General features: G+C 55.6%; 26 protein-coding genes and 1 tRNA gene. 17 read left to right on the forward strand and 10 right to left on the reverse strand.

Annotated features, from left to right (window positions below; genetic code table 11):
* Nucleotides 1-398: 398 nt before the first annotated feature.
* A tRNA-Val gene (locus V7665_RS04245) sits at nt 399-474 on the forward strand.
* A gap of 45 nt (nt 475-519) precedes the next feature.
* Here the strand turns inward: V7665_RS04245 and V7665_RS04250 are convergent.
* The 3 genes from V7665_RS04250 to V7665_RS04260 form a co-directional block, all read right to left on the reverse strand.
* Nucleotides 520-1,194: a cytochrome b/b6 domain-containing protein gene (locus tag V7665_RS04250; RefSeq protein ID WP_335663294.1), complete on the reverse strand. Its 675-nt coding sequence runs from the start codon at nt 1,192-1,194 to the stop codon at nt 520-522.
* 6 nt (nt 1,195-1,200) lie between these two features.
* Nucleotides 1,201-1,716, reverse strand: coding sequence for a c-type cytochrome (locus tag V7665_RS04255; RefSeq protein ID WP_335663295.1), 516 nt, complete (start codon nt 1,714-1,716; stop codon nt 1,201-1,203).
* A gap of 131 nt (nt 1,717-1,847) precedes the next feature.
* The gene (locus V7665_RS04260) at nt 1,848-2,504 is read right to left on the reverse strand and encodes a TlpA family protein disulfide reductase (protein WP_335663296.1); all 657 of its coding nucleotides are present in this window, start codon (nt 2,502-2,504) and stop codon (nt 1,848-1,850) included.
* On the opposite strand from V7665_RS04260, the gene argH reads away from it, so the two are divergent.
* From argH to V7665_RS04285, 5 genes are read left to right on the forward strand one after another with little or no spacing between them, the layout of a single operon-like run.
* Complete coding sequence (argH, locus tag V7665_RS04265) at nt 2,464-3,840, forward strand: argininosuccinate lyase (protein WP_335663297.1); 1,377 nt, start codon at nt 2,464-2,466, stop codon at nt 3,838-3,840. The two genes, V7665_RS04260 and argH, sit on opposite strands and share 41 nt — an antisense overlap.
* Nucleotide 3,841: 1 nt before the next feature.
* A complete protein-coding gene (gene lptM, locus V7665_RS04270; protein WP_335663298.1) occupies nt 3,842-4,093 on the forward strand; it encodes an LPS translocon maturation chaperone LptM in 252 nt (83 codons plus the stop codon).
* A 31-nt stretch (nt 4,094-4,124) separates the two neighbouring features.
* The gene (lysA, locus tag V7665_RS04275) at nt 4,125-5,384 is read left to right on the forward strand and encodes a diaminopimelate decarboxylase (protein WP_335663299.1); all 1,260 of its coding nucleotides are present in this window, start codon (nt 4,125-4,127) and stop codon (nt 5,382-5,384) included.
* Entirely contained in the window at nt 5,381-6,157 is a 777-nt protein-coding gene (locus tag V7665_RS04280; protein ID WP_335663300.1) for a precorrin-2 dehydrogenase/sirohydrochlorin ferrochelatase family protein, read from the forward strand. Before lysA ends, V7665_RS04280 begins: the two co-directional genes overlap by 4 nt.
* Complete coding sequence (locus V7665_RS04285; protein WP_335663301.1) at nt 6,154-6,633, forward strand: DUF2721 domain-containing protein; 480 nt, start codon at nt 6,154-6,156, stop codon at nt 6,631-6,633. The genes V7665_RS04280 and V7665_RS04285 overlap by 4 nt, the downstream gene beginning before the upstream one ends.
* Before the next feature lie 305 nt (nt 6,634-6,938).
* Here the strand turns inward: V7665_RS04285 and V7665_RS04290 are convergent, their stop codons facing one another.
* Nucleotides 6,939-7,352, reverse strand: a complete 414-nt coding sequence (locus V7665_RS04290) for a hypothetical protein (RefSeq protein WP_335663302.1) — start codon at nt 7,350-7,352, stop codon at nt 6,939-6,941.
* Between the two features lie 176 nt (nt 7,353-7,528).
* Here V7665_RS04290 and V7665_RS04295 point away from each other — a divergent pair, with 176 nt between their 5' ends.
* The 4 genes from V7665_RS04295 (at nt 7,529) to V7665_RS04310 (ending at nt 11,170) form a co-directional block, all read left to right on the forward strand.
* Nucleotides 7,529-8,284: a TlyA family RNA methyltransferase gene (locus V7665_RS04295; RefSeq protein WP_335663303.1), complete on the forward strand. Its 756-nt coding sequence runs from the start codon at nt 7,529-7,531 to the stop codon at nt 8,282-8,284.
* A gap of 75 nt (nt 8,285-8,359) precedes the next feature.
* Nucleotides 8,360-9,526: a mechanosensitive ion channel family protein gene (locus V7665_RS04300; RefSeq protein WP_335663304.1), complete on the forward strand. Its 1,167-nt coding sequence runs from the start codon at nt 8,360-8,362 to the stop codon at nt 9,524-9,526.
* Between the two features lie 110 nt (nt 9,527-9,636).
* Entirely contained in the window at nt 9,637-10,815 is a 1,179-nt protein-coding gene (locus tag V7665_RS04305) for an acetyl-CoA C-acyltransferase (protein ID WP_335663305.1), read from the forward strand.
* Nucleotides 10,816-10,876: 61 nt separating this feature from the next.
* A complete protein-coding gene (locus V7665_RS04310; protein ID WP_335663306.1) occupies nt 10,877-11,170 on the forward strand; it encodes a putative quinol monooxygenase in 294 nt (97 codons plus the stop codon).
* Here the strand turns inward: V7665_RS04310 and dgcA are convergent.
* Nucleotides 11,167-12,147, reverse strand: a complete 981-nt coding sequence (gene dgcA / locus V7665_RS04315; RefSeq protein WP_335663307.1) for an N-acetyl-D-Glu racemase DgcA — start codon at nt 12,145-12,147, stop codon at nt 11,167-11,169. The genes V7665_RS04310 and dgcA overlap by 4 nt on opposite strands.
* A 35-nt stretch (nt 12,148-12,182) precedes the next feature.
* Nucleotides 12,183-13,595 carry a putative O-glycosylation ligase, exosortase A system-associated gene (locus V7665_RS04320; protein ID WP_335663308.1) on the reverse strand — a complete coding sequence of 471 codons (1,413 nt, stop codon included), beginning with the start codon at nt 13,593-13,595 and terminating at the stop codon, nt 12,183-12,185.
* Nucleotides 13,596-13,864: 269 nt separating this feature from the next.
* Between V7665_RS04320 and V7665_RS04325 the strand changes: the two genes are divergently transcribed.
* Together V7665_RS04325 and V7665_RS04330 are read left to right on the forward strand one after the other, a co-directional pair.
* Nucleotides 13,865-15,097 (forward strand): TIGR04063 family PEP-CTERM/XrtA system glycosyltransferase, encoded by a 1,233-nt coding sequence (locus tag V7665_RS04325; protein WP_335663309.1) that lies wholly within the window; start codon nt 13,865-13,867, stop codon nt 15,095-15,097.
* A 61-nt stretch (nt 15,098-15,158) separates the two neighbouring features.
* Nucleotides 15,159-16,142, forward strand: a complete 984-nt coding sequence (locus tag V7665_RS04330) for a hypothetical protein (RefSeq protein ID WP_335663310.1) — start codon at nt 15,159-15,161, stop codon at nt 16,140-16,142.
* Between the two features lie 3 nt (nt 16,143-16,145).
* Here the strand turns inward: V7665_RS04330 and V7665_RS04335 are convergent, their stop codons facing one another.
* Together V7665_RS04335 and V7665_RS04340 are read right to left on the reverse strand one after the other, a co-directional pair.
* Nucleotides 16,146-16,493, reverse strand: coding sequence for a hypothetical protein (locus V7665_RS04335; protein WP_335663311.1), 348 nt, complete (start codon nt 16,491-16,493; stop codon nt 16,146-16,148).
* Complete coding sequence (locus V7665_RS04340; protein ID WP_335663334.1) at nt 16,483-16,665, reverse strand: hypothetical protein; 183 nt, start codon at nt 16,663-16,665, stop codon at nt 16,483-16,485. Before V7665_RS04340 ends, V7665_RS04335 begins: the two co-directional genes overlap by 11 nt.
* Before the next feature lie 146 nt (nt 16,666-16,811).
* Here V7665_RS04340 and V7665_RS04345 point away from each other — a divergent pair, with 146 nt between their 5' ends.
* Nucleotides 16,812-17,465 carry a S24 family peptidase gene (locus V7665_RS04345; RefSeq protein WP_335663333.1) on the forward strand — a complete coding sequence of 218 codons (654 nt, stop codon included), beginning with the start codon at nt 16,812-16,814 and terminating at the stop codon, nt 17,463-17,465.
* Nucleotides 17,466-17,522: 57 nt separating this feature from the next.
* A complete protein-coding gene (locus V7665_RS04350) occupies nt 17,523-18,185 on the forward strand; it encodes an MBL fold metallo-hydrolase (RefSeq protein WP_335663312.1) in 663 nt (220 codons plus the stop codon).
* A 40-nt stretch (nt 18,186-18,225) separates the two neighbouring features.
* Here the strand turns inward: V7665_RS04350 and V7665_RS04355 are convergent, their stop codons facing one another.
* Both V7665_RS04355 and V7665_RS04360 read right to left on the reverse strand, forming a co-directional pair.
* Nucleotides 18,226-18,441: a hypothetical protein gene (locus V7665_RS04355; RefSeq protein ID WP_335663313.1), complete on the reverse strand. Its 216-nt coding sequence runs from the start codon at nt 18,439-18,441 to the stop codon at nt 18,226-18,228.
* A gap of 47 nt (nt 18,442-18,488) precedes the next feature.
* A complete protein-coding gene (locus tag V7665_RS04360; RefSeq protein ID WP_335663314.1) occupies nt 18,489-18,884 on the reverse strand; it encodes an MAPEG family protein in 396 nt (131 codons plus the stop codon).
* Nucleotides 18,885-19,099: 215 nt separating this feature from the next.
* Here V7665_RS04360 and rpmF point away from each other — a divergent pair, with 215 nt between their 5' ends.
* The 3 genes from rpmF to V7665_RS04375 are packed head-to-tail and all read left to right on the forward strand — an operon-like array spanning nt 19,100 to nt 21,343.
* On the forward strand, nt 19,100-19,279 hold the full coding sequence (gene rpmF / locus V7665_RS04365) for a 50S ribosomal protein L32 (RefSeq protein WP_335663315.1): 180 nt from the start codon (nt 19,100-19,102) through the stop codon (nt 19,277-19,279).
* Between the two features lie 52 nt (nt 19,280-19,331).
* The gene (gene plsX / locus V7665_RS04370; RefSeq protein ID WP_335663316.1) at nt 19,332-20,375 is read left to right on the forward strand and encodes a phosphate acyltransferase PlsX; all 1,044 of its coding nucleotides are present in this window, start codon (nt 19,332-19,334) and stop codon (nt 20,373-20,375) included.
* Nucleotides 20,372-21,343, forward strand: a complete 972-nt coding sequence (locus tag V7665_RS04375; protein ID WP_335663317.1) for a beta-ketoacyl-ACP synthase III — start codon at nt 20,372-20,374, stop codon at nt 21,341-21,343. The genes plsX and V7665_RS04375 overlap by 4 nt, the downstream gene beginning before the upstream one ends.
* Nucleotides 21,344-21,346 lie beyond the last annotated feature (3 nt).

The following is a 21,346-nucleotide window of genomic DNA, read 5'->3' on the forward strand; positions in this document are numbered from 1 at the left end:
CAACGATCATCTTTATTTTCAAATTAGGCCTCGTCATGGAATCCATGGCCATCAGCCGAGCATCCTTAGTAAGCGCCTCTGTGTGAGTCGATCAAGAGGATCGCTGTAAAAAAAGTGAAATATTTCGATTGACAGGGGCAAGCCCCAGATTTTGCTAAATATCTTTTTAAGTAATTGAAATATAAACAATAAATGCTGTGGATAACAAGGCATAACTCGCGAATCGCGGAGTCAGCTAGGGTTCTGGTTAACAGGCAAATGATCATGTCAGACTGCCATTGGAAATTTGTCACAGGCAACCTTGTCAGCAAAGGATTGCAAATAGGCTTGCCAAAGGCTCCATGATTTGGCAATGGCGCTCGCCTGACCTCGATGATGCCATTATGCATCATGTCATGGGGCGATTAGCTCAGTTGGTAGAGCGCTTCGTTTACACCGAAGATGTCGGCGGTTCGAGCCCGTCATCGCCCACCACCATCCCGATGTAAAATCGGTGTTGGTTGTCTTGCCGGATTTGCCTCAACCGAAATTTGATATTGCGATTATGCAGATCAGCGACAGGACGGCAGCGACTATCATCGGCAGCAGGCGCACTTTGTTTTCTGGCAACTGCCCGCCAGAAAAGTCAGCGCGGGATCGGCGACCGGTAATCATCGGTCGAACGAGTTTTTCTTTCAGCACAAACTGGTAGATGGCGATTGCCGTGATATGGAGTCCGATCAGCGCTGCCAGCAGGTTGAAGTTGAATTCATGGACGTCCGCGAACTGCCGGCCGGTTTCGAACGACACAAGCACGGCCAATGGCCCGGATTCGAGGCCATCAACATCGACAGAGAATAAACCGGTCGTAACCTGGGTGGTCAGTGCCAGCAGCAAGGCGAAGACGCTGAGCACAGCCAAAGGACTGTGGCCGAAGCTTGCGCCATGTTCGCGGTTCCGGAATTTGCCGACATAGGATTTTAGCGATCCGATTCGTCTCGCCATGGGAGCGAAGCGCGCTGTCCATGTCCCGATCAATCCCCATATCAGCCGAAAGAGGACCAGGCCGAACATGGTCAGGCCGAAGCTTCTGTGCCAGTCCATATAGCCCTCCTCCGCTGTCCACCAGAGGAGCGGGACAAGAATCACCATCAGCCAGTGCACCAGCCTGATCGCAGCGTCCCAGACCAGAATACGCGCTGGTTCGGTTGTCATTGGCGGTTAGTCGTCCTCGCGATATTTGTCATGACAAGCCTTACAGGTCCCGCCTGTGGTCTTGAAAGCCATTCCAATTGCCGCGACATCGCCGCCCTGAGCAATCGTATCGAGCTTCGCGGCCGCATCCTGCATGTCCGCGACTTTGTCATTAAAATCTGTTTTGCTTTCCCAGATGATCGGCAGAGCTTCGGTTTTAACCCCGGATTCAGGCCCGGTACCTGCCGGGAACCAATCGGCCATGCCCGCTGCCTCTTTCGGCACGACTGCAGCCGCAGCCTGAATCTGGGCCAGATCGGGGCTACCCGCCTTCAACTGATCGCTAATCGCCTTGAACGCTTTGCCAATTTTCTTCAGTTGACCCTGCCGCGCCTCGATCTGTTCCTTCACCGTCATTCCATTGGCAAGTTTGACGCTGGCTGCCTCGGAAACCGGGGCTGTTTCGTCATTCTGCCCACACGCGGAAAGCAGCGTTAGTCCGGCGAGTACCGGCAGCATGATTTGTATTTTGCAGCGTTTCATCTTGTTCTCCAATAAGCCAAGGTTGCTCAAGAATAGCGGAATTCGGCAGAAATACAATTGGTTCTGGCTGTCGAATTTGATGATTCCCGGCTAGATCCGGAGTGCCATCTCGGTGTTACTGAAGGCGAAAGTCAATTTTCGGCCAGCGTTTGCTCCAGCAGGGCGGCGGCCTTGGCACCATCCCAATCCATGGCTCCGATCACCCGCCACACTTCTTCGCCCTGCGCGTCATAGAGGACGGTGGTCGGCATCAGGCCGGAACCGAAGCCGAAACTCAGGCCGTTTTCGGGGTCGACATAGGGCTCCAGTTCCTCAAAATCGCCGCGTGCGAAAAACGGGACAACTTTTTCCGCGCCCTGAAGGTCCTGCGAGACTACCAGCACCTTGAGTCGCTCTTTCTCGCGCGCTGCCAGTTTATCGAGCATCGGCATTTCGACAATGCACGGCGCGCACCAGGTCGCCCAGATGTTCACCAGTACCGGCTTGCCGATGAAATCGCTCAATTGCACGGTGCTGCCGTCGGGTGCCTGGAAGGAGGTATCCACCATCGCTGACCCGCGCTGGGAAATGTCCAGTTTCCCGACCAGACCCTGGCCGCTCTCGATGGCCTCGCCCTCTTCCTCGGCTTTGACGCCAGCAAATTCTTGCCCCGCTTCGCTGGAGCCTCTATCGCAGGCCGCTAGGTTCAACACCAAGACCATGAACAGGACGGTACGCATCACAAAAGGCACAAAAAATTCCAATATCATGTGGGGTGGCAGATTTGCCGATGGCCCTTCATCAATCATGCGCGAGATAAACGCCTCGATCCCGTTCGACAAGAAATTATGGCGGCATGATATTCGCGCGAGTCTGGCGCATGTCGCGATGTTGGCGGAGCAGAGGATTGTTGATTCGGAAGACGCGACGCAAATCATCAACGGCCTGAACCAGATAGCCCAAGAATTTGAAACCGACGGCGTCACCGAAAATCTCGACCTCGAAGACATTCATATGCACGTGGAAGCGCGGCTTTCCGAGATTGTTGGTCCGGTGGCGGGGCGTTTGCATACCGCGCGCTCCCGCAATGATCAGGTAGCGACCGATTTCCGGCTCTGGGTGCGCGATGCGATGGATATGGTCGATAGCGCGCTGGCGGCCTTGCAAAAGGCACTGGTAGATCGCGCCACAGAACATGCCGAAACAATCATGCCAGGCTTCACTCATTTGCAATCGGCCCAACCGGTAAGCCTTGGCCACCATCTGATGGCCTATTATGAAATGATCCGGCGGGACCGTTCGCGATTCGCCGATGCGCGGAAGCGGATGAACGAATCGCCGCTTGGTGCTGCAGCGCTGGCCGGCACGGGCTTTCCGATTGATCGCGAAAAAACAGCGTCGATGCTTGGTTTTGATGGTCCGACGGGCAACAGCCTGGATTCGGTTTCTGACCGGGATTTCGCGCTCGACTATCTGATGGCGGCCACCCAGTGCAGCTTGCACCTTTCCCGGCTGGCCGAAGAATTTGTAATCTGGGCGAGCCAGCCTTTCGGCTTTATCAAACTCCCTGACAGTTTTTCGACCGGTTCGTCGATCATGCCGCAGAAGCGGAATCCCGATGCCGCCGAACTGGTGCGCGGCCATTGCGGGCGGATTGCCGGTGCGATGAACGCGCTGGTGATCACGATGAAGGGCCTGCCACTCGCTTATTCCAAAGATATGCAGGACGACAAACCGCCGGTGTTCGAAGCCCATGATTTGCTAGGCCTGTCGATTGCCGCAATGACCGGCATGATCGCCGAAGTCGAATTCAGCGGCAGCCGGATGCGCGCGCTGGCTGAAGCAGGATATTCGACCGCTACCGATTTTGCCGACTGGCTGGTACGGGAGGCGAAGCTGCCGTTTCGTGAGGCGCATCATGTAACAGGTGCAGTGGTAGCGCTGGCCGAGGAGCAAGGCTGTGGCTTGGCCGATCTCACGCTTGATCAGTTTCAGGCGATCGACAGCCGGATTGATGCCGACGTATTCAGCGTTTTGAGTGTCGATGCTTCCGTGGCCAGCCGATCCAGCTATGGCGGGACCGCTCCGGATCAAGTAAGGGTTCAGATCGCAAAGGCCAAGAAAGCACTGGGGCTGGAGAGCTGAAATGAATAAAATCCATTCGATCCTGCTGCTGGCTGGCGCAACATTGATTCTGGCCGCGTGCGGCAATCGCGGTGCTTTGCAGCCAGCGAAAGGCGAGACCCTGCCACCCGCCGTCTACGGTGAAATGAAAACACCGAGCGGCGAGGATCTGTTGGTCCCTTCGAGCCAGGCACTGCCGGAACGCAGCGATGAACTGCTCCGCCGTTCGGAAAAACGGCAGGATGACGAATTTGACTTGCCGCCACCCGGCTAATCCCCTTCCATCCGTTTGAAAGTACAAGATATTGGACCATTTCCAGCTCAAAAATGGTATATTGCATGCGGAAGATATTCCGCTGTCAAAAATCGCGAAAGAAGTCGGAACACCGGTTTATGTCTATTCGCGGGCGACGCTCGAGCGTCATGCGCGGGTTTTTCGCGAAGGGCTGAAAGATGCCGGGAAAATCCATCTTGCTTTTGCCGTAAAAGCGAACCCCAATCTGGCGGTTCTCAGGATTTTGGCAAATCAGGGCTATGGCGCGGATGTGGTCTCCGGGGGCGAATTGCAACGGGCGTTAGCGGCGGGAATGAAAGCGGAAGATATTGTATTCTCCGGCGTTGGCAAAAGCCGCGAGGAATTGACGCTCGGTCTCGAGGAAGGAATCGGCCAGTTTAATCTGGAATCGGAAGAAGAAGGCGAAATGCTGGCGGAGATCGCAGCCGCCCGCGGTGTAAAGGCATCGGCGACCCTGCGCGTTAATCCAGATGTCGATGCCGGCACCCATGCCAAGATTTCGACCGGCAAGAAGGAAAATAAATTCGGGGTCGCGATCAATCTCGCGCCGGATATTTATGCGCGGCTTGCCAAGCTCGAAGGACTCAACCTGCGCGGGGTTGCCGTGCATATCGGTAGTCAGTTGCAGCGCCTCGAACCGCTCGAGAAATGCTATGCGAGAATGGGCGAACTGATCGCACAGTTGCGGAGCGCGGGCCATGTCATCACCCATGTCGATCTGGGCGGCGGTCTGGGCGTGCCTTATAAGCTGGAAGACAATCCGCCAAGCCCGGCAGAATATGGCGCTATGGTCGCGCGGGTGACCGGTGACTGGGATGTTACGCTGATGTTCGAACCCGGCCGGGTCATCGCCGGGAATAGCGGCGTGATGATCACCAAGGTCATACGGATCAAGCCGGGCGTGAACAGCGATTTTGTGATTGTCGACGCGGCGATGAACGATCTGATGCGGCCCGCCATCTATGACGCATGGCATGATTTTGAAGCGGTTGAGCCGAGCGGCGAAAAGATGGTCGCTTCGATCGTCGGTCCGATCTGCGAAAGCAGCGATATTTTTGCCAAGGAACGGGTTGTCGACCGCGTCCATACCGATGACCTGGGTATCTTCCGCACAGCTGGAGCCTATGGCGCGACCATGGCGAATACCTATAACAGCCGGCCGCTGGTACCCGAGGTCCTGGTCGATGGTGATCGCTATGCCGTGGTCGCCGAACGGATCGAGCCGGCAACGATCATGGCGGCGGAACATGTACCCGACTGGCTGAAATGAATCAGTTACCGATCTTTGTGAATCTTGACGGACGCAAGGTCATTCTGCTCGGCACAGGAGAAATGGCTGATGCCAAAAGGCGCTTATATGAGCGCGCTGGAGCCGTGGTGGTCGATGATGAAGCGGCATTGGATGCTGCTCTTGCGGTGGTCGCGCTTGAGGATGATGATCAAGCCTTAGCTGCGGTAAAGCGTCTTAAAGCGAGAGGCTTTCTGGTCAATGCCGTCGACCGATCGGACTTGTGTGATTACACGACACCGGCGATCATTGACCGCGATCCGGTGCTGATCGCAATTGGTACCGGCGGGGCTTCGGCCGGCCTTGCCAAATCCCTGCGTCAGAGATTGGAGCAATTGATACCGGGAAATCTGGGTGGTCTAGCCAGCGGTCTTTCTGCTGCGCGGGAGAAGATTAAACAGATTTGGCCTGATGGCACCCAACGCCGAAAGGCAATTGATGCTGCACTGGACCCTGGCGGCGCTTTGGATGTGTTGTCGGAGGGCTCGGAAGCGAATCTTGAAACATGGCTGTCCATGCCTTTCGCAAAAGATCTGTCGGAGGTTGAGGATATGCTTCTGACCAGCACTGATCCTGATGATCTCACCCTTCGGCAAGCCCGGTTGCTGGGGCGCGCCGATCAGATTTTTGCCAGCGATGAAGTGCCGAAAACCGTGCTCGATCGCGCCAGAGCGGATGCAGAACGGTTCGGCCTTGCGCTTTGGGACGAGAAGCCGGCAAAAGGTCTGACCGTGAGAATCAGGATGAAGACATGATCTCAGTTCTGCCGGAACTTGCAACGACAGATATCGTCACCGTGTTGCAAACCGCTATGGCACCGGCATTTCTGCTCGTCGCCCTGGGAGGGATGCTCAATATTTTTACCGGTCGACTGGAGCGGATCATTGATCGATCGCGGGTCATGCAGGATCGCTATCTCGAAACGGAGGGAGAAGCGCATATATTATGCGTCAATGAACTTCGGGACCTGCAACTGCGCATTAAATATGTGAACAGCGCAATCTACTTCAGCGTGGTCAGCGCCATTGTTGTCTGTATTTTGATTGGTTTGCTGTTTGTCATGGGGCTGATCAGCCATCCGGTATTGGAGCAAATCGTTGCGGGGGCTTTCATTGTCGCGGTGATTTTGCTGTCTGTGGCACTCATCCAATTTTCGCGCGAAGTGCGCACCGGCATTCGCGATTTCATGATCCGCGAAGAATATCTTGAAAAATCCGACAGAGTGGAATGAAAAGAGACTGCCGGTCCATCCGGACCGACAGCCTCTGAACATGGGTCAGCGGTAGGAAGTGCCGCTGCCGGGTTGCCTGATCCTTAGATCAGATTTGCCCCCCGAACGGATTTTTCCGACCCCTGTGCTGAACCATGAGACATCGGACCACCTCCTTTCGCTTGTGAATAAAATACGAACTGTTGCATTGATATTTTCTCCGCTGTTCGACGATCTAGGTGTGAATCAAATTCGACTTGCGAACAAGTCTTGAATTTTTTTATTTTGCTGTCACAATTGTGTGTTCCGGCCTGATAACTAGCAATTCAGGCCCGGCAATCTTCCACCACACGACTAAATTCGGGCCAGACCGGGATGGCGAGTGATTCCAGACCGCTGGTTTCGACAGCAAAGCGGCCGCGGCTATAGGCTATGCGGTCCATCATGATATCGCCCGGGGACACCGAAATGGCGGCATAATGCGGGGTTCCACCACTATCGCCAGCCGGATAGGATTGCAGACCGGCGCTGGCGCGTAGAATCATATTGGCGCCATTGCCAACCGAGCCGGAGCGCGAGAGGAATAATCGCCGGGGTGATTGAGCGCAGCGGATGATGAATATTGCATCTCTACCGGCTTCGCCGAATAGCGCCAGCGAGCCACGCCCATCCTTCCGATATACCCATGCGCCGGGGGTGATCGGCCAGTCGATCCAGTCTCCCTCAAGTTGCGTCGGCACCGGAGACGGCGTCGCGATAGGTTTGGTGGGTAGCGGGGCGGGAGCCGGCTCTGGCGGCGCGGTTGAACAGGCTGCGAGAGCAAGCAAGGCCAAAGGAAAGAAGAGCGGGGCAGGAATGATTCTCATGGTAAAGGAATATGGCCAAAAGCGCGGCGCTAGGCTAGTCCTGATTTCTGATGACCCAGTCTGAACCCAAAGCCGCGAAGCAACGCGTTGACCAGATCCTGGCGGATCGCGGCCTGGCTGAAAGCCGCGCCAAGGCGCAAGCCTATATCATGGCGGGTCTTGTGACCGTGGCGGGCAAGAAAATCGACAAACCGGGACACAAGATCGCGAGCGATGCAGCGATTGAGCTAAAGGGTAAAGATCATCCGTGGGTCTCCCGCGGTGGCATCAAGCTTGATCATGCGCTGCAACATTTTCAAATCGATGTCACCGGGATGGTTGCTATGGATGTCGGCAGCAGCACTGGCGGCTTCACCGATGTGTTGCTAACGAGCGGTGCAGAAAAGGTTTACGCTGTCGACAGCGGCACCAACCAATTGGCCTGGAAGCTGCGGCAGGATGACCGGGTCCTGGTGCACGAGCAAACCAGCGCCAGGATACTCACGGAGCAGCATATTCCGGAAAAAGTCGACATCATCGTCTGCGATGCCAGTTTCATTTCACTGGTCAAAGTGCTCGAACGACCGCTTGAATTTGCCAAGGAAAAGGCGACGCTGGTTGCGCTCATCAAGCCGCAATTTGAAGCCGAACGTGCCGATGTCGGCAAGGGCGGCGTGGTCCGGGACGTATCGGTTCGTCAGGCGACTTGTGAAAAAGTGAGAGATTGGCTGATCGCATCGGGCTGGGACATAATGGGAATCACCGAAAGTCCGATCACCGGCCCAAAGGGTAATGTGGAGTTTCTCATCGGGGCTCAAAAAGCCTGAAACCGATAGCCGGATTGGATTCGTGTTTTATCCGGCGGGTTGTTATTTTCGGAACTTCTCCCTAGCTGGAGGTTTATGACGAAAACAACAGAAACCCCCCTTGTGCCAACGATGCCGGATATCGGCACATCCATCCAACGCTTGACCGTGGATGGCTCCCGCTGGCTAACCAATCATTATGTGGAACTGATTTTTGCGGTCGTGATCGGCACCGCGATATTTTTTCTGCTTGGAGCGATCAAGCGCCTTGGCGCACGCTATGTTCGGAACAATCGCGGGTTGACCGGATATCGAACGATCATCGGCACGGCGATTTCCCGGACCAGCAAATTTTTCATGTTGATGGTGTCGGCCGAACTTGTTGTGACCTTTGCCAGTGCGCCGTCCAGTTTCGACCGCGTGGTGCATATACTGTTCACGATATCAGTGGTTATGCAGGTTGCGATCTGGCTTCGGGAAGTCATTCTCGGGCTCATCGTCCGCAAGACTTCGCAAGATCCAGACCAACATGAAACGCTGGAAAATGCGATGACCTTGATCCGCTTGCTGGTCACTTTCGTGCTCTTCGCAATCGCAGCTATCATGATTCTGGACAATTTGGGCGTGGACGTGACCGGGTTGATTGCCGGCTTGGGGGTTGGCGGCATTGCCATCGGTCTCGCCGCCCAGGGCATTTTTTCCGATCTGTTCGCGGCGCTGTCGATCATTTTTGACAAACCGTTCCGTCGGGGGGAAACGATCAGCTACGACACCACGGTTGGGACGATAGAGAAAATTGGCCTTAAAAGCACGCGGTTAAGGGCTATCACCGGCGAAGAAATAATCATTTCCAACACCAATTTGCTGGACAAGGAAATCGTGAATATGACCCGTCTGGCAAGACGGAGAACGCGCTTTGGCATCGGTGTCATCTATCAGACAAGGCCGGATGAAGCGCGCCGGATTCCGAACTTGCTCAGGAAGATTGTAGAAGAGAATGATGCGGTGTTCGTTCGTTGCGGTTTCGTCGGCTTTGGTGACAGTTCGATCAATTTCGAACTCGATTTCGACATCATGAGCAGCGAATATGATGTGGTCTATCAAGGCCGCCATATAATCGGGCTGGCGATTTTGCAGGCATTCAACGAAGAAGGTCTCGAATTTGCTTATCCCACGCAAACAACCTTCACTGCAGCCCCCGACGGCGAGATGATCCTGCCTTATCCCGAGGGTGGCTTTGGTGCGCTGGTGGGCAAGGACTAGCGTTCCGTAGCGGCAGCGGCATCTTTAAATTATCCCTTGTTAATTGCCCGATTAAAGGGGACAATGCCGCCAAAATCCGACTCCTATATCAACCATAAAGGAATTTCATCATGCGTGACGCAGTCATCGTTTCCACCGCTCGCACACCCATTGGCCGGGCCTATAAGGGTGCGTTCAACACCACAACCGGCGCAACGCTGGGCCATTATTCTGCGAAAGCGGCGGTCGAAAGAGCGGGCATTGATCCCGGCACGATCGACGATGTCGTCTGGGGCAGCGCCCTGCAGCAGGGATCACAAGCCGGCAATCTTGCCCGGCAGGTCGCGTTGCGCGCCGGCTTCCCTATCGAAGTGCCCGGCATGACGATTGATCGGCAATGCTCCTCCGGCCTGATGGCGATTGCAACGGCTTCGAAGCAAGTCACGCTCGACCTAATGGATGTGGTTGTCGGCGGTGGGCAGGATTCGATCTCGACCGTGCAGACAGCGGAAATGCGGGTGCAGCCGGATCGCGAACTGATCAAGATGCATGCGGATATTTATATGCCGATGCTACAGACTGCCGAAGTGGTCGCAGAGCGCTATGGCATTGGCCGCGAAGCCTGTGACGAATATGCCCTGCAGTCGCAAATGCGCACGGCCGCCGCTCAGGATGCTGGCTATTTTGATGCTGAAATTGTTGAAGTGACGACCAGCATGGGTGTGCAGGACCGGGAAACCAAAGAGATTTCCCATGTCGAGGTCACGATCAGCAAGGATGAAGGCAATCGTCCCTCGACCACGCTTGAAGGATTGCAAGGACTGAAACCCGTGCTCGGTGCCGGCAATATTGTCACTGCAGGCAACGCTTCGCAGCTTTCCGATGGTTCTTCTGCAAGCGTTATAATGGAAGCAAAGGCGGCAGAGAAAGCCGGACTGAATCCATTGGGTCGCTATGTCGGCATGGCTGTCGCTGGTACCAAGCCCGATGAAATGGGCATTGGTCCGGTATTCGCAATACCCAAATTGCTTGAGCGCTTTGGTCTGAAGATGGACGATATCGGTCTTTGGGAACTCAATGAAGCATTCGCCGTGCAGGTGCTCTATTGCCAGCAGAAGCTGGGCATTCCTGACGAGCTTCTGAACGTCAACGGTGGTTCGATCTCCATCGGTCACCCCTACGGAATGACTGGCGCACGCTGCACCGGACATGCGCTGATCGAAGGCAAGCGTCGCGGCGCAAAATATGCCGTTGTCACCATGTGCATCGGCGGTGGTCAGGGCGCAGCCGGACTGTTCGAAATTTTCTAGAATAACGATTAATGGGTCGGCGGGAAAACCGCCGGCCCTTTTTTATTAGGGAGAGAATATCATGGCAGCAGTAGGCGTTATCGCAACATTAACCGTGGCCGAAGGCAAGAATGCCGATTTTGAAGCGGCCTTTTCCGAACTGATGGCCGCTGTGCGGGCAAACGAGCCGGGTAATGAATTTTATTCGGTGTTCCAGAGCAAGGACAATCCTCAGCAATATAAGGTGCTCGAGCGCTATGTCGATCAGGCTGCACTGGATGCGCACGGCAAATCGGAGCATTTCCGGGCGAGTGGTCCAAAACTGGCGCCATGTATGGCGGCGGCTCCGGCGATCGAATATCTGGGCGGAATCTAGTCCAGGCTTTCTGCGGGCAAAATTTCGCCTGATTTGAACCGGAAGCCATCGACCCGGTCTTTGGCCAGTAACAAAGGCCCATCGAGATCGACCCATTGCGCAAGCTGTGCCAAGGCGAAAGCTGGCCGGATGCCGAGCGATGTCGAGAGCATGCAGCCGACCATGATTTTCATGTCGGCTGCTTGCGCCGCGCGAGCCATCGCCATCGCCTCGGTCAAACCGCCTGCCTTGTCGAGTTTGATATTCACCGCATCGTAGAAAGGGGCAATCCTTTCGACATCGGCGCTGGTGTGGCAGCTTTCATCGGCGCAGAGCGGGACCGGTGATCTCACTCCGCTGAGCAGATGGTCCCGTCCGGCGCTGACCGGTTGCTCGATCAGTTCGACAGAATATTGTGCCAGCTGCGCCGCTTCGGCAGCAATGTCGAGATCGTTCCAGCTTTCATTGGCGTCAACGATCAGGCGGGCATCAGGCGCACCGTGATGAACGGCAGCAACGCGTTCAAGGTCGTGCTCGCCCGACAATTTCAGTTTCAACAGTTCGTGTCCGTCGAGTGCGGCCTGGCGGGCATGGGCTTCCATGATCGCCGGTTGGCCGAGCGAGATGGTAAAGGCCGATATCAGCGGCCCGGGTTCGGGCAATCCCGCCACTTGCCACAAGGGTATATTTGTTTTCCGGCATTCCAGATCCCAGAGCGCGCAATCGAGGGCATTGCGGGCGGCGCCTCGCGGCATGTTCTGGAGCAGCACAGCGTGATCGAGATCCGGATGCTCGGTGGCGAATCGCATGATCTCTTCTGCACATTTCTCGGTGCTTTCGCCTTCATAATAGATCGGTGTTGCCTCTGCCCGACCTTTGTGGGTACCGTCTGAAATGTTACAAACCACCACATCGACATGGTTTTTGGCTCCCCGGCTGATGATGAAGGAACCAGCGACAGGCCATCGTTCGACGGTGACAGAAACAGCAAGCGTCATAGGCTGCTTCTAATGCGCGCCACCGAGAGCGTCACTCAATTTGTATGGGGTCGGCGCGTTAGCGGCAAAGTCTTGGGTTTGGCCCCGCCGGTTAATTGTTTGGCGATCGGCAGCTGTTGGGCTTCCGCTGACCGGCGGGTCATATATGTGTCGAGACCAATTTGTAGCGCAACCAGCATATATACAAACGGCTGGTAAGCGATGCCCACGAACAATGCCCCGACGAGAAAGATTATGTGACCGTGCTGCAAGGCAATGGCCAAGGGAGCCACCCACTGTTCGCTTTCCTTTTTGGATTTGGTATATTTTCGTCGCACTACTTCCATCCGCCACAGACCTCCAACATGGATGATCAGCCACAGAATTAGGCCGGGATAGCCCTGTTCGCCGAGCATTTCGAAATAGCTGCTGTGAAACGCCCGTGATTCGTCCTCGACAAGCCGCGCGTCGACATCGTCCGGATCGATGCCCCATTCCTCATATTGAGTGACATCCACTTCAGACAATTCATAGGTGAGCTTGTTGATCCGGTAGACGTCAAAGCCGCCGCCAAATGGGTGGTCCTTTACGTAATCCAAGGTCCATCGCCAGACCGCAAGCCGAGTTGATGCGGACTGGTCCGCTTCATAATTTTCGATCGTCGCCATCCGCTCGGTGAAGCTTTGCGGCAGAAACGGAATTGAAAAGAGGCCGAGTGCCACCGCAAGGCCCGCATAAATCAGCCGGTAACGGACGAAGCGCAATTGCAGCACCGCCCATACCGCGATGCACACCAGGCCGGTTCGGGCCTGTGTGCCAATGGGAATGAGCAGGGCGGAGAAGATCAGGGCATAAGCGAATAGCTTCACCCGCCAGTCGGGCGGGAAAATTGTCCCGTGATGGGCGAGCCAGAGAATAAGCGGGATGATACAGATGGCGACCGTCGAGATGATCGATCCTTCGTACAGGCCGGCATTATTGTCGACCAGCAGCACCAGAACGCCATAGCCGCCGCCCGAGGCCAATGTCTTGATCCCGCCCGTAATGATCAATGTACCGGCGCACAGCACCATGAACAGCGCCAGTGCTTCCAGCCGCAATTTGGTTTTGAGCGTCAGCGGCAGGAATATCGCGAAGACCAACGCCTTCCATACCCAGTCCCATTTTTCCAGAGCCGCGTCCGGAACCTCCGCCTGCACCGTCGTATATCCACAATAGGCCAGCAAAAGGATCATCATCGCTTGCCGGACGGAGAAGCGGCTGTCCTGCTTGTTGTCGGCGAACATATAGCCGAGCAAGGCCAGGGCGAAGACGATTAGCGACAAGGGTACCGAGTTGAGCATGAAATAGCTCAGCCGTTGTGGCGCGACGATGTCCAGATAGGCGTAGACCAGGGTGAACAGAAAGGGCCGTTTGAAAGCGAGAAACAGCAGCGCTAGCAAATATCCGACAAAGAAGAGATCACGCATCGGGCCATGATCCGTTGCCGCTGGATTGCTTCGAAAAGCCGATTGGTTCCTTGTCGGGTTCTGGGGGGGCTTCGACATCGAGATCGTCCCGATGCATCAGACGCCAAGCTGCGATGAGCAACAGTCCATGCGTCAAAGCGATAGAAAAATTGTCTATCATCTACCCAATTCATCCCGGCACGAGCGGCAAAAACACGCTCTTCTATCATTGCGCGATACAGGCTTTGGGTTGACGGGACGTTAATCCTTTTTTGGCAAGGCTTTGTGCCATGACGCGGATATTGCACATACTTGATCACAGCCTGCCACTGCACAGCGGCTATTGTTTTCGCACACGGGCGATCATGAAGGCACAAATCGCCAGCGGCCTTACCGTGGCGGGTATAACCGGTGTCCGTCAGAATCAGCCCGGCTATACAGCGGAACAGCCACTGGAAGAGTTTGACGATCTGCAGTTTTTCCGCACCCTGGCCCAGGTGCAAGGACCTTCACCGGTACGCGAATGGCGAGAAGTTGCGGTTCTGGCAGAGCGGATCGAGCAAGTCATCCGCGACTGGCGGCCGGATATTTTACACGCCCATTCGCCCGCGCTCAACGGACTGGCTGCCTTGCGTGTCGCCGAGAAAACGGGCCTGCCGCTGGTTTATGAAATTCGGGCTTTCTGGGAAGATGCCGCGGTCGGCAATGGCACGGGCAGAGAACATAGTCCGCGTTACTGGTTGACGCGGCAATTGGAAAATCATGTTATCAACGGTGCCGACGCGATCGCGGTGATCTGCGAAGGTTTGCGGTCCGATCTGATCGCACGCGGGGTAAATCCCGAAAAAATAACCGTCTCGCCCAATGGTGTCGATCTGGAACTGTTCGGCGAGCCACCGGTGCGCGATGAGTTGCTTCTGGCCGAATTGGAATTGACCGAGAAATCGGTTCTCGGATTCATCGGCAGCTTTTATGACTATGAAGGACTGGACGATCTGATCGCAGCGCTGCCAATTCTTCTGGCCTCCCATCCGGACGTGCATCTGTTGCTCGTCGGCGGGGGCCCGATGGAAGAGGCGCTGAAGAGCCAGGTCGAGCGGCTGGGCATAGGGTCTGCAGTCACTTTCACCGGTCGGGTGCCGCATGGCGAAGTCGAGCGCTATTATGGTTTGATGGATATCATGGTCTATCCGCGCAAGGCAATGCGGCTGACCGATCTGGTCACTCCGCTCAAGCCGCTCGAGGCAATGGCGCAAGGCCGGTTGGTTGCGGCATCGGACGTCGGCGGCCACCGGGAGCTGATCGAAGATGGCATCACCGGCACGCTTTTTCGGGCCGGTGATCCCGAAAAAATCGCGAAAAAACTGGCCAGCTTGCTCAATAATCGAGCGGTATGGCCTCAAACTATTGAAACAGCACGTAAATATGTTGAGTCAGATCGTAACTGGTCGTCAAACATTTTGCGTTACACCCCTGTTTACCAAAGGTTGATAGCGGGCAAATCTTTTGAACGCGCGGCCTGATATGGTGGAGAATGATGTGGACCAGATAGAGCAGGATTTCGCTCGGTTTAAACAGCCCGCAATGGCTGTCGCGGGTGGTATTGCGGCAGCGCTGGTGATCGCCACCTTGCCGCATGTCTATCTTGAAAATATTGTTGGTGCGACCGGACTGTCGGAAATCATACCGGCCGCTGCGCCGCCGTTGGGGAATACTGCTCGCGGGCTGATCGCTGTCGTAGCGGGCATGATAACCGCATCCGCTCTCTATCTATTTCTAAATCATAAAATGAAATCACATGAAGGAGGCTCCGATATGGGCTTGGCAATTCGCAAAAACGAGACGACGGAGTCGATCGACCGTGAGGGCGAAGGTAAAATGCGTTTTGCTGTCCCGAAGCTGAATCTGTCGGCCAAATCACTGACCAAATTTCTGAAAAAACCCAAAAAATCGCCAGGACAGGTGACCGATTTGAGAGATCTGCCCGACATCAGGACAGCGGATCGTCATCCGGATGCCCCGGTGCGTCAGCCGATTTTTGCGTCCTCCGATCTGGGCATGCCCCTTGGCGATAGGATCAAGCGGTTTGATCAATCTCGGGCTGAGCAAGATATCGCGGAGTCTGCAGAACAATCTGCGCCGTTGGTCGCAGCGCCCAGCCTGTTCGCGGCCGAGAAAGTGCTGGTTTCGCGATCCGAAGAGCAACCGGAGCCGATTCGGTCCGAAGACAAGGTTCAGCGAACAGAATCGACCGCGCCCCGCGAGGATCTGTCCGCCCTGTCCCTTGTGCAGCTTGTCGAGCGGCTGGAAGCTGGTCTTCGTCGCCTGGAAACACTGGAAATGCGGGAACCGGTTGCGGCACCTCCAGCGACTCCCCAAGCCGCTCCGAATCCTGAAAATACAGTGTCATTGACCAAGGTTTCCAAAACATCCGATCCGGTTGCCATTCCCCCGCTGCGGTCTGTGGAATCAGTCGAAATCGATGTTCAGGACAACCGACAGGCGGATATGGACGCGGCTTTGAAGGCCGCACTCGGCACGTTGGAGAAAATGACGGCCCAGCGCTGATCGTTAAAAGTTCCGGGGTTTTTCGACGGGATCGGTGATCGACAGGGCTTCTACCAGCAATCGAAGGTCTGATTGTTCCGTGACCAATATATCTGCGACAAAATAGCCGGGAATTGCAAATGCGTGGTCAGGCAGCGCCTTGGCCAGATTGTCTATCCCGTCCGGCTCGGCGGTACCTTGCCAGTCAACCGCGAAGCTATGCCGCGTGCCGGCGAAGGTGATGCTCGCCCATGGCCGTTCGTGTTTCATGGCAACGGTGACCCGATTCCCGGCCAGCGCTTCTATCTGGCTGGCAATCAATGAGCCGGGGCTCCGCGGACGGGCTTTCGGGCGCGCTTGCTCAACCGGCATGGTCGGCTCGCCATAGGTTCATGAAATCTTCTGCCCGTTCGGAAACCGTCCTGCCGGGCTGGCGTCCGTTGCGCAAATCCTGAACGAAACGCGGATCGCGAACCGACAGCCGTCCGAACTTTGTCCAGGACATGTCGGTTTCACGCAGAAATATCTCAATTTTTCGCAACAATGGCACAGGTCATCTCCTTCTCGCTGCTGGTCGCGCGAAACGGCGACTCGTTGAATAGGGAAATTCCTATTTGAAATGCGATTTCCTACATGTCTAGGAAAAATCCTATTGCCAATTTCGGCCAGCGCATATATGTTGCTGCCATTATGCCCGAAGATCCACGCGCCAATCTGGAAGAGCTGATCCGCAAAAACGGCCATGATTTTGCCGCGATCTCGAAAATGCTCGGCAAAAACCCAGCCTATATCCAGCAATATATAAGGCGCGGTTCGCCGAGAAGACTGGCTGAGGAAGACCGGCGCAGGCTGGCGGAATTTTACGGGGTGGAGGAAAGTTTGCTCGGTGCACCTGCGGGGCGTCAGGCTCGTCCGCGCGGTCCGGTCACACCCGATGGGCTGCTCCGAATCAAGCAATTGCAGGTCGGTGCTTCGGCTGGTCCCGGATCATTGGCGGATGACGAATATGCCGAATCCATGGGTTTCGGGCCCAAATGGCTCCGGCGACTGGGCATAGATCCGGCAAATCTGTCGCTGATTGCCGTTGATGGCGATTCGATGGATCCGACTTTGGGCGATGGCGACGACATCATGGTCGATCACAGCGCTGCCACCCGGCCGCTGCGCGATGGCATATATGTGCTGCGTATGGATGACGTGCTGCTGGTCAAGCGCGTCGCCATGGGACCTTCTGGCAAATTGTCGATCCGCAGCGACAATCCGCAATATCCTGATTGGGAGGATGTTGATGCCGGGGTTGTGAATATCATTGGCCGGGTCGTTTGGACCGGGCGGCGATTATAGCGGCTTCACTATTTTGGGGCCTTGCAACTTGCGCTTCGCGCCGCCAAATAGCTTTCCATGACAGATGCTCCCCTCAAGGCTGTGATTATTCCGGTCACACCGCTCCAGCAAAATTGCACGCTTCTTTGGTGCACCAAGACCAACAAGGCCGCATTGAGCGATCCCGGCGGCGATTTGAACCGGCTGAAGGCGGCGGTTGAAGAACATGGTGTGGATCTGGAGAAGATCATTCTGACTCACGGCCATCTCGACCATTGCGGTCAAGCCGGTATGCTGGCCGAGGAGCTGGGCATTCCGATCGAAGGTCCGCACGAGGATGACCGCTTCTGGATCGATCAGCTGGAAGGCGATGGTGCGCGTTTTGGCATGGAAGCGAAAAGCTTCGAGCCGGACCGCTGGCTGAAGGACGGTGATCAAGTGACCGTCGGCGATCTGGTGCTCGATGTGATCCATTGTCCCGGCCATACGCCAGGCCATGTGATTTTCTATCACCAGCCGTCAAAGCTGGCGGTGGTCGGCGATGTTCTGTTTCAGGGATCCATTGGCCGCACAGATTTCCCGCGTGGCAATCATCAGGACCTGATCGATGCGATCACCCAGAAACTCTGGCCACTGGGCGACGACGTGACCTTCATTCCCGGCCATGGTCCGACCAGCCAATTTGGCTATGAGCGCAAGACCAATGCGTTTGTTGCCGATGATGTGCTGGCGGCGCGTTAGAGGTTTAACAGCGCTGCACCGCAACAGCCGACGCTGGCAGCTAGTCCTTTGGGAAGCCAGAAATGGTAAAGTTGATTGTCGCCAGGATTAACAAGGCCGTGTTTTCAGGCCCAACGGCATAGCCTTCCAGCTGATTTAGATATCCATCTTTCATGAAAAATACAAAACCCGTTCCATGGGTCAACCCTTCTACGCTGGCATATATTTCATGACCGAGCATCCGGGGACTTAGTATCTGCGGAATATCGGCTGCCACTGAAATCGTCGTAAAAAATCCGCATTTTTAGCCATGATCGATTCGCACTATCCCCCCAGATAGGGAATAGTAATCGCGTATATGCCGAGCCCCAGCAGCACCAGCATGGACACAATCGTGCCAATCGTCCGGCCTTTGCCAAGTTTTCCGTTATCCATACCAACGCCATGCGCGACGCGGCCAAGCAGATAGAGGCCGCTTACGATCCATAGCCAGGTTGGTGAGGTTGCGCTGGCCAGCTCTATAGCCGCGACCAGAAGCAATACAAATGGCGCGCTTTCGATATAATTGCTATGCGCGCGCATCCGGCGAATTACCTTCTCATTGCCGCCATCACCAACGCTTATTTTTTCGCTCGTGCGAACTTGTCCGACGCGCATCATCAGCCAGATATTGATCAGTGCCGCGGCGCCCGCGATGGTCAGCGTAATCGGTAAAATCATGTTGTTCCCTTGAATGATATTTTTATGATATGGCTATAGGAGTAGAATGCTTGCAACGCACGGGAATTTCGTTATACGCGCCACTTCGCGTGCAGTTGGCTAACAATTGAGCGGGCGATTCTCTGATGGATTTCAGAGCCACGCTTGTTCAATGCTAATGTTTGGCTTAGTTGTGCAAACAGATGATATTTGAAATTTAAAGAACAGGCTTAGCAATGGCTGTACCTAAAAGAAAAACTACGCCCTCCAAGCGCGGTATGCGCCGGTCTCATGATGCTTTGAAAGTCGAAGCCTATCAGGAATGCCCGAATTGCGGCGAATTGAAGCGCCCGCACCATTTGTGCGGAAGCTGTGGCCATTATAATGGCCGGGAAGTCTTGGCCGCCGATCTTTAATCGGCTAGTCTCTCGGTTTCTGACGCTCAATTAAGGGGAATAACCGGTGGGAATGAGGCCGCGAATCGCGATCGATGCGATGGGCGGAGATGAAGGCCCACGTGTCATGGTTGCAGGTGCGGCACTCGCACGGCACCGTCATGCCGGTTTTCAGTTTCTCTTCGTCGGTGATGAATCGCAGATTCGAGAAGCGCTCAAGGACCATCCCAATCTCAGCGCGGCATCCGAGATATTGCACGCTCCGGACGTCGTGTCTGGCGATGACAAGCCGGGGCAAGCGCTGCGCGGTTCCAAAACAACATCCATGGGCATGGCAGTCAATGCCGTGAAAACCGGAGAAGTCAGTGCTGCGGTCAGCGCCGGGAATACCGGCGCGCTAATGGCGATTGCCAAACTGGCGCTGCGCACCATGCCGGGTATCGATCGGCCGGCATTGTCGGCGCTGCTCCCGACGATGAAAGACACCGACGTGGTCATGCTGGATCTGGGTGCCAATACAGAATGCAATAGCCGGAACCTGGTACAATTTGCTGTGATGGGTGCCGCGTATAGCCGCATCATGCACGGCTTCGACCGCCCCAAAGTAAAGCTGCTGAACATTGGCACCGAAGAGGCCAAGGGTACCGGTACGATTCAGGAAGCCGCCGCGACGCTGAAGGGCGCCGCCGGCCTGCATATGAATTTTCTCGGATTTACCGAAGCGGACAAGATATCCACCGGCGAAGTCGATGTGATCGTGACCGACGGCTTTTCCGGCAATGTGGCGCTCAAGGCGCTGGAAGGAACCGCGCGGTTTGTCACCGACCTGCTAAGACAAAGCTTTCTGAGCAGCCTCCGTTCCAAAATTGGGTTCCTGATTTCCAGGCCGGCAACGGAAATGTTGCGCGACCAACTCGATCCCAATAATCACAACGGAGCCGTGTTTCTGGGCCTGAATGGCGTGGTCGTAAAAAGCCACGGCAGTGCAGATGCAAAAGGTGTTGCCAACGCCGTCGAAGTGGCCGCCCGGTTGGTCGAAGACAGCATTCTTGAACGCATCAGCGAAGATTTGACTAAAATCAGCCAATCGGCGCCGGTGACCGAGGTGGCGAAATGAGTGCCGTCGCCGCCAGACGTTCGGTTATCAAGGGAACCGGTTCGGCCCTGCCGCGAACCTGCGTCTCCAATGCCGAACTGGCTAAGCGGGTCGATACTACCGACGAATGGATCGTCGAACGCACCGGTATAAGGTTCCGCCATATTGCGGAGGATGACGAGACAACATCCAGCCTCGCCATCGAAGCGGCGAAAAAGGCCATGCAGGCGGCTGGTTTCAATAGCGCAGATATCGACCTGATTATCGTCGCAACAGCAACGCCCGATCAGACGTTTCCTGCAACCGCCACCATTGTTCAGGATGCGCTGGGCTGCAATGGCTGCGTCGCTTTTGATGTCGCTGCGGTCTGCTCGGGATTTCTATACGCCCTTTCGGTAGCGGACAGCATGATTCGGGTCGGCAGCGCGCAAAATGCGCTGGTGATCGGCGCAGAAACTTTCAGTCGCATACTCGATTGGGAAGATCGCGGAACCTGTGTGCTCTTCGGTGATGGAGCTGGTGCGGTCGTGCTGGCGGCTGAACATGGGGAAAATGGCATTCTTGCCACCCGTCTGCACGCCGATGGCGCGCATAATCAGCTATTATATGTTGACGGCGGTGCCGGTACGACGGGGACGGTTGGCAAGCTGCGCATGAAAGGCCGCGAGGTTTTCCGCCACGCAGTCGTCAATCTGGCTTCGGTATTGAAAGAAGTATTGGAAGAAGCAGGCGAATCGATCGAAAATGTCGATTGGGTCGTTCCGCATCAGGCCAATGCCCGGATATTGGATGCAACCGCCAAAAAGCTCAATCTTTCTCCGGAAAAAGTGATCAAGACCGTCGACATGCACGCCAATACGTCGGCGGCTTCGGTGCCACTGGCTCTTGATACCGCTGTACGCGATGGTCGAATCAAGGCCGGGGATTTGCTGGTACTGGAAGCCATGGGCGGCGGATTTACCTGGGGCGCGTCGGTGATCCGCTACTGAACA

It is taken from the genome of Parasphingorhabdus sp., assembly GCF_036964675.1.
Classification (GTDB): domain Bacteria; phylum Pseudomonadota; class Alphaproteobacteria; order Sphingomonadales; family Sphingomonadaceae; genus Parasphingorhabdus.

Bases quoted from the DNA above. Each gene is read 5' to 3' on its own strand.
- V7665_RS04250 (WP_335663294.1), bottom strand. From the start codon at position 1,194: ATGACAACCGAACCAGCGCGTATTCTGGTCTGGGACGCTGCGATCAGG.
- V7665_RS04255 (WP_335663295.1), bottom strand. From the start codon at position 1,716: ATGAAACGCTGCAAAATACAAATCATGCTGCCGGTACTCGCCGGACTA.
- argH (WP_335663297.1), top strand. From the start codon at position 2,464: ATGTGGGGTGGCAGATTTGCCGATGGCCCTTCATCAATCATGCGCGAG.
- V7665_RS04260 (WP_335663296.1), bottom strand. From the start codon at position 2,504: ATGATTGATGAAGGGCCATCGGCAAATCTGCCACCCCACATGATATTG.
- lptM (WP_335663298.1), top strand. From the start codon at position 3,842: ATGAATAAAATCCATTCGATCCTGCTGCTGGCTGGCGCAACATTGATT.
- V7665_RS04280 (WP_335663300.1), top strand. From the start codon at position 5,381: ATGAATCAGTTACCGATCTTTGTGAATCTTGACGGACGCAAGGTCATT.
- V7665_RS04285 (WP_335663301.1), top strand. From the start codon at position 6,154: ATGATCTCAGTTCTGCCGGAACTTGCAACGACAGATATCGTCACCGTG.
- V7665_RS04295 (WP_335663303.1), top strand. From the start codon at position 7,529: ATGACCCAGTCTGAACCCAAAGCCGCGAAGCAACGCGTTGACCAGATC.
- V7665_RS04300 (WP_335663304.1), top strand. From the start codon at position 8,360: ATGACGAAAACAACAGAAACCCCCCTTGTGCCAACGATGCCGGATATC.
- V7665_RS04305 (WP_335663305.1), top strand. From the start codon at position 9,637: ATGCGTGACGCAGTCATCGTTTCCACCGCTCGCACACCCATTGGCCGG.
- V7665_RS04310 (WP_335663306.1), top strand. From the start codon at position 10,877: ATGGCAGCAGTAGGCGTTATCGCAACATTAACCGTGGCCGAAGGCAAG.
- dgcA (WP_335663307.1), bottom strand. From the start codon at position 12,147: ATGACGCTTGCTGTTTCTGTCACCGTCGAACGATGGCCTGTCGCTGGT.
- V7665_RS04320 (WP_335663308.1), bottom strand. From the start codon at position 13,595: ATGCGTGATCTCTTCTTTGTCGGATATTTGCTAGCGCTGCTGTTTCTC.
- V7665_RS04325 (WP_335663309.1), top strand. From the start codon at position 13,865: ATGACGCGGATATTGCACATACTTGATCACAGCCTGCCACTGCACAGC.
- V7665_RS04330 (WP_335663310.1), top strand. From the start codon at position 15,159: ATGGCTGTCGCGGGTGGTATTGCGGCAGCGCTGGTGATCGCCACCTTG.
- V7665_RS04335 (WP_335663311.1), bottom strand. From the start codon at position 16,493: ATGCCGGTTGAGCAAGCGCGCCCGAAAGCCCGTCCGCGGAGCCCCGGC.
- V7665_RS04345 (WP_335663333.1), top strand. From the start codon at position 16,812: ATGCCCGAAGATCCACGCGCCAATCTGGAAGAGCTGATCCGCAAAAAC.
- V7665_RS04350 (WP_335663312.1), top strand. From the start codon at position 17,523: ATGACAGATGCTCCCCTCAAGGCTGTGATTATTCCGGTCACACCGCTC.
- V7665_RS04360 (WP_335663314.1), bottom strand. From the start codon at position 18,884: ATGATTTTACCGATTACGCTGACCATCGCGGGCGCCGCGGCACTGATC.
- rpmF (WP_335663315.1), top strand. From the start codon at position 19,100: ATGGCTGTACCTAAAAGAAAAACTACGCCCTCCAAGCGCGGTATGCGC.
- plsX (WP_335663316.1), top strand. From the start codon at position 19,332: ATGAGGCCGCGAATCGCGATCGATGCGATGGGCGGAGATGAAGGCCCA.
- V7665_RS04375 (WP_335663317.1), top strand. From the start codon at position 20,372: ATGAGTGCCGTCGCCGCCAGACGTTCGGTTATCAAGGGAACCGGTTCG.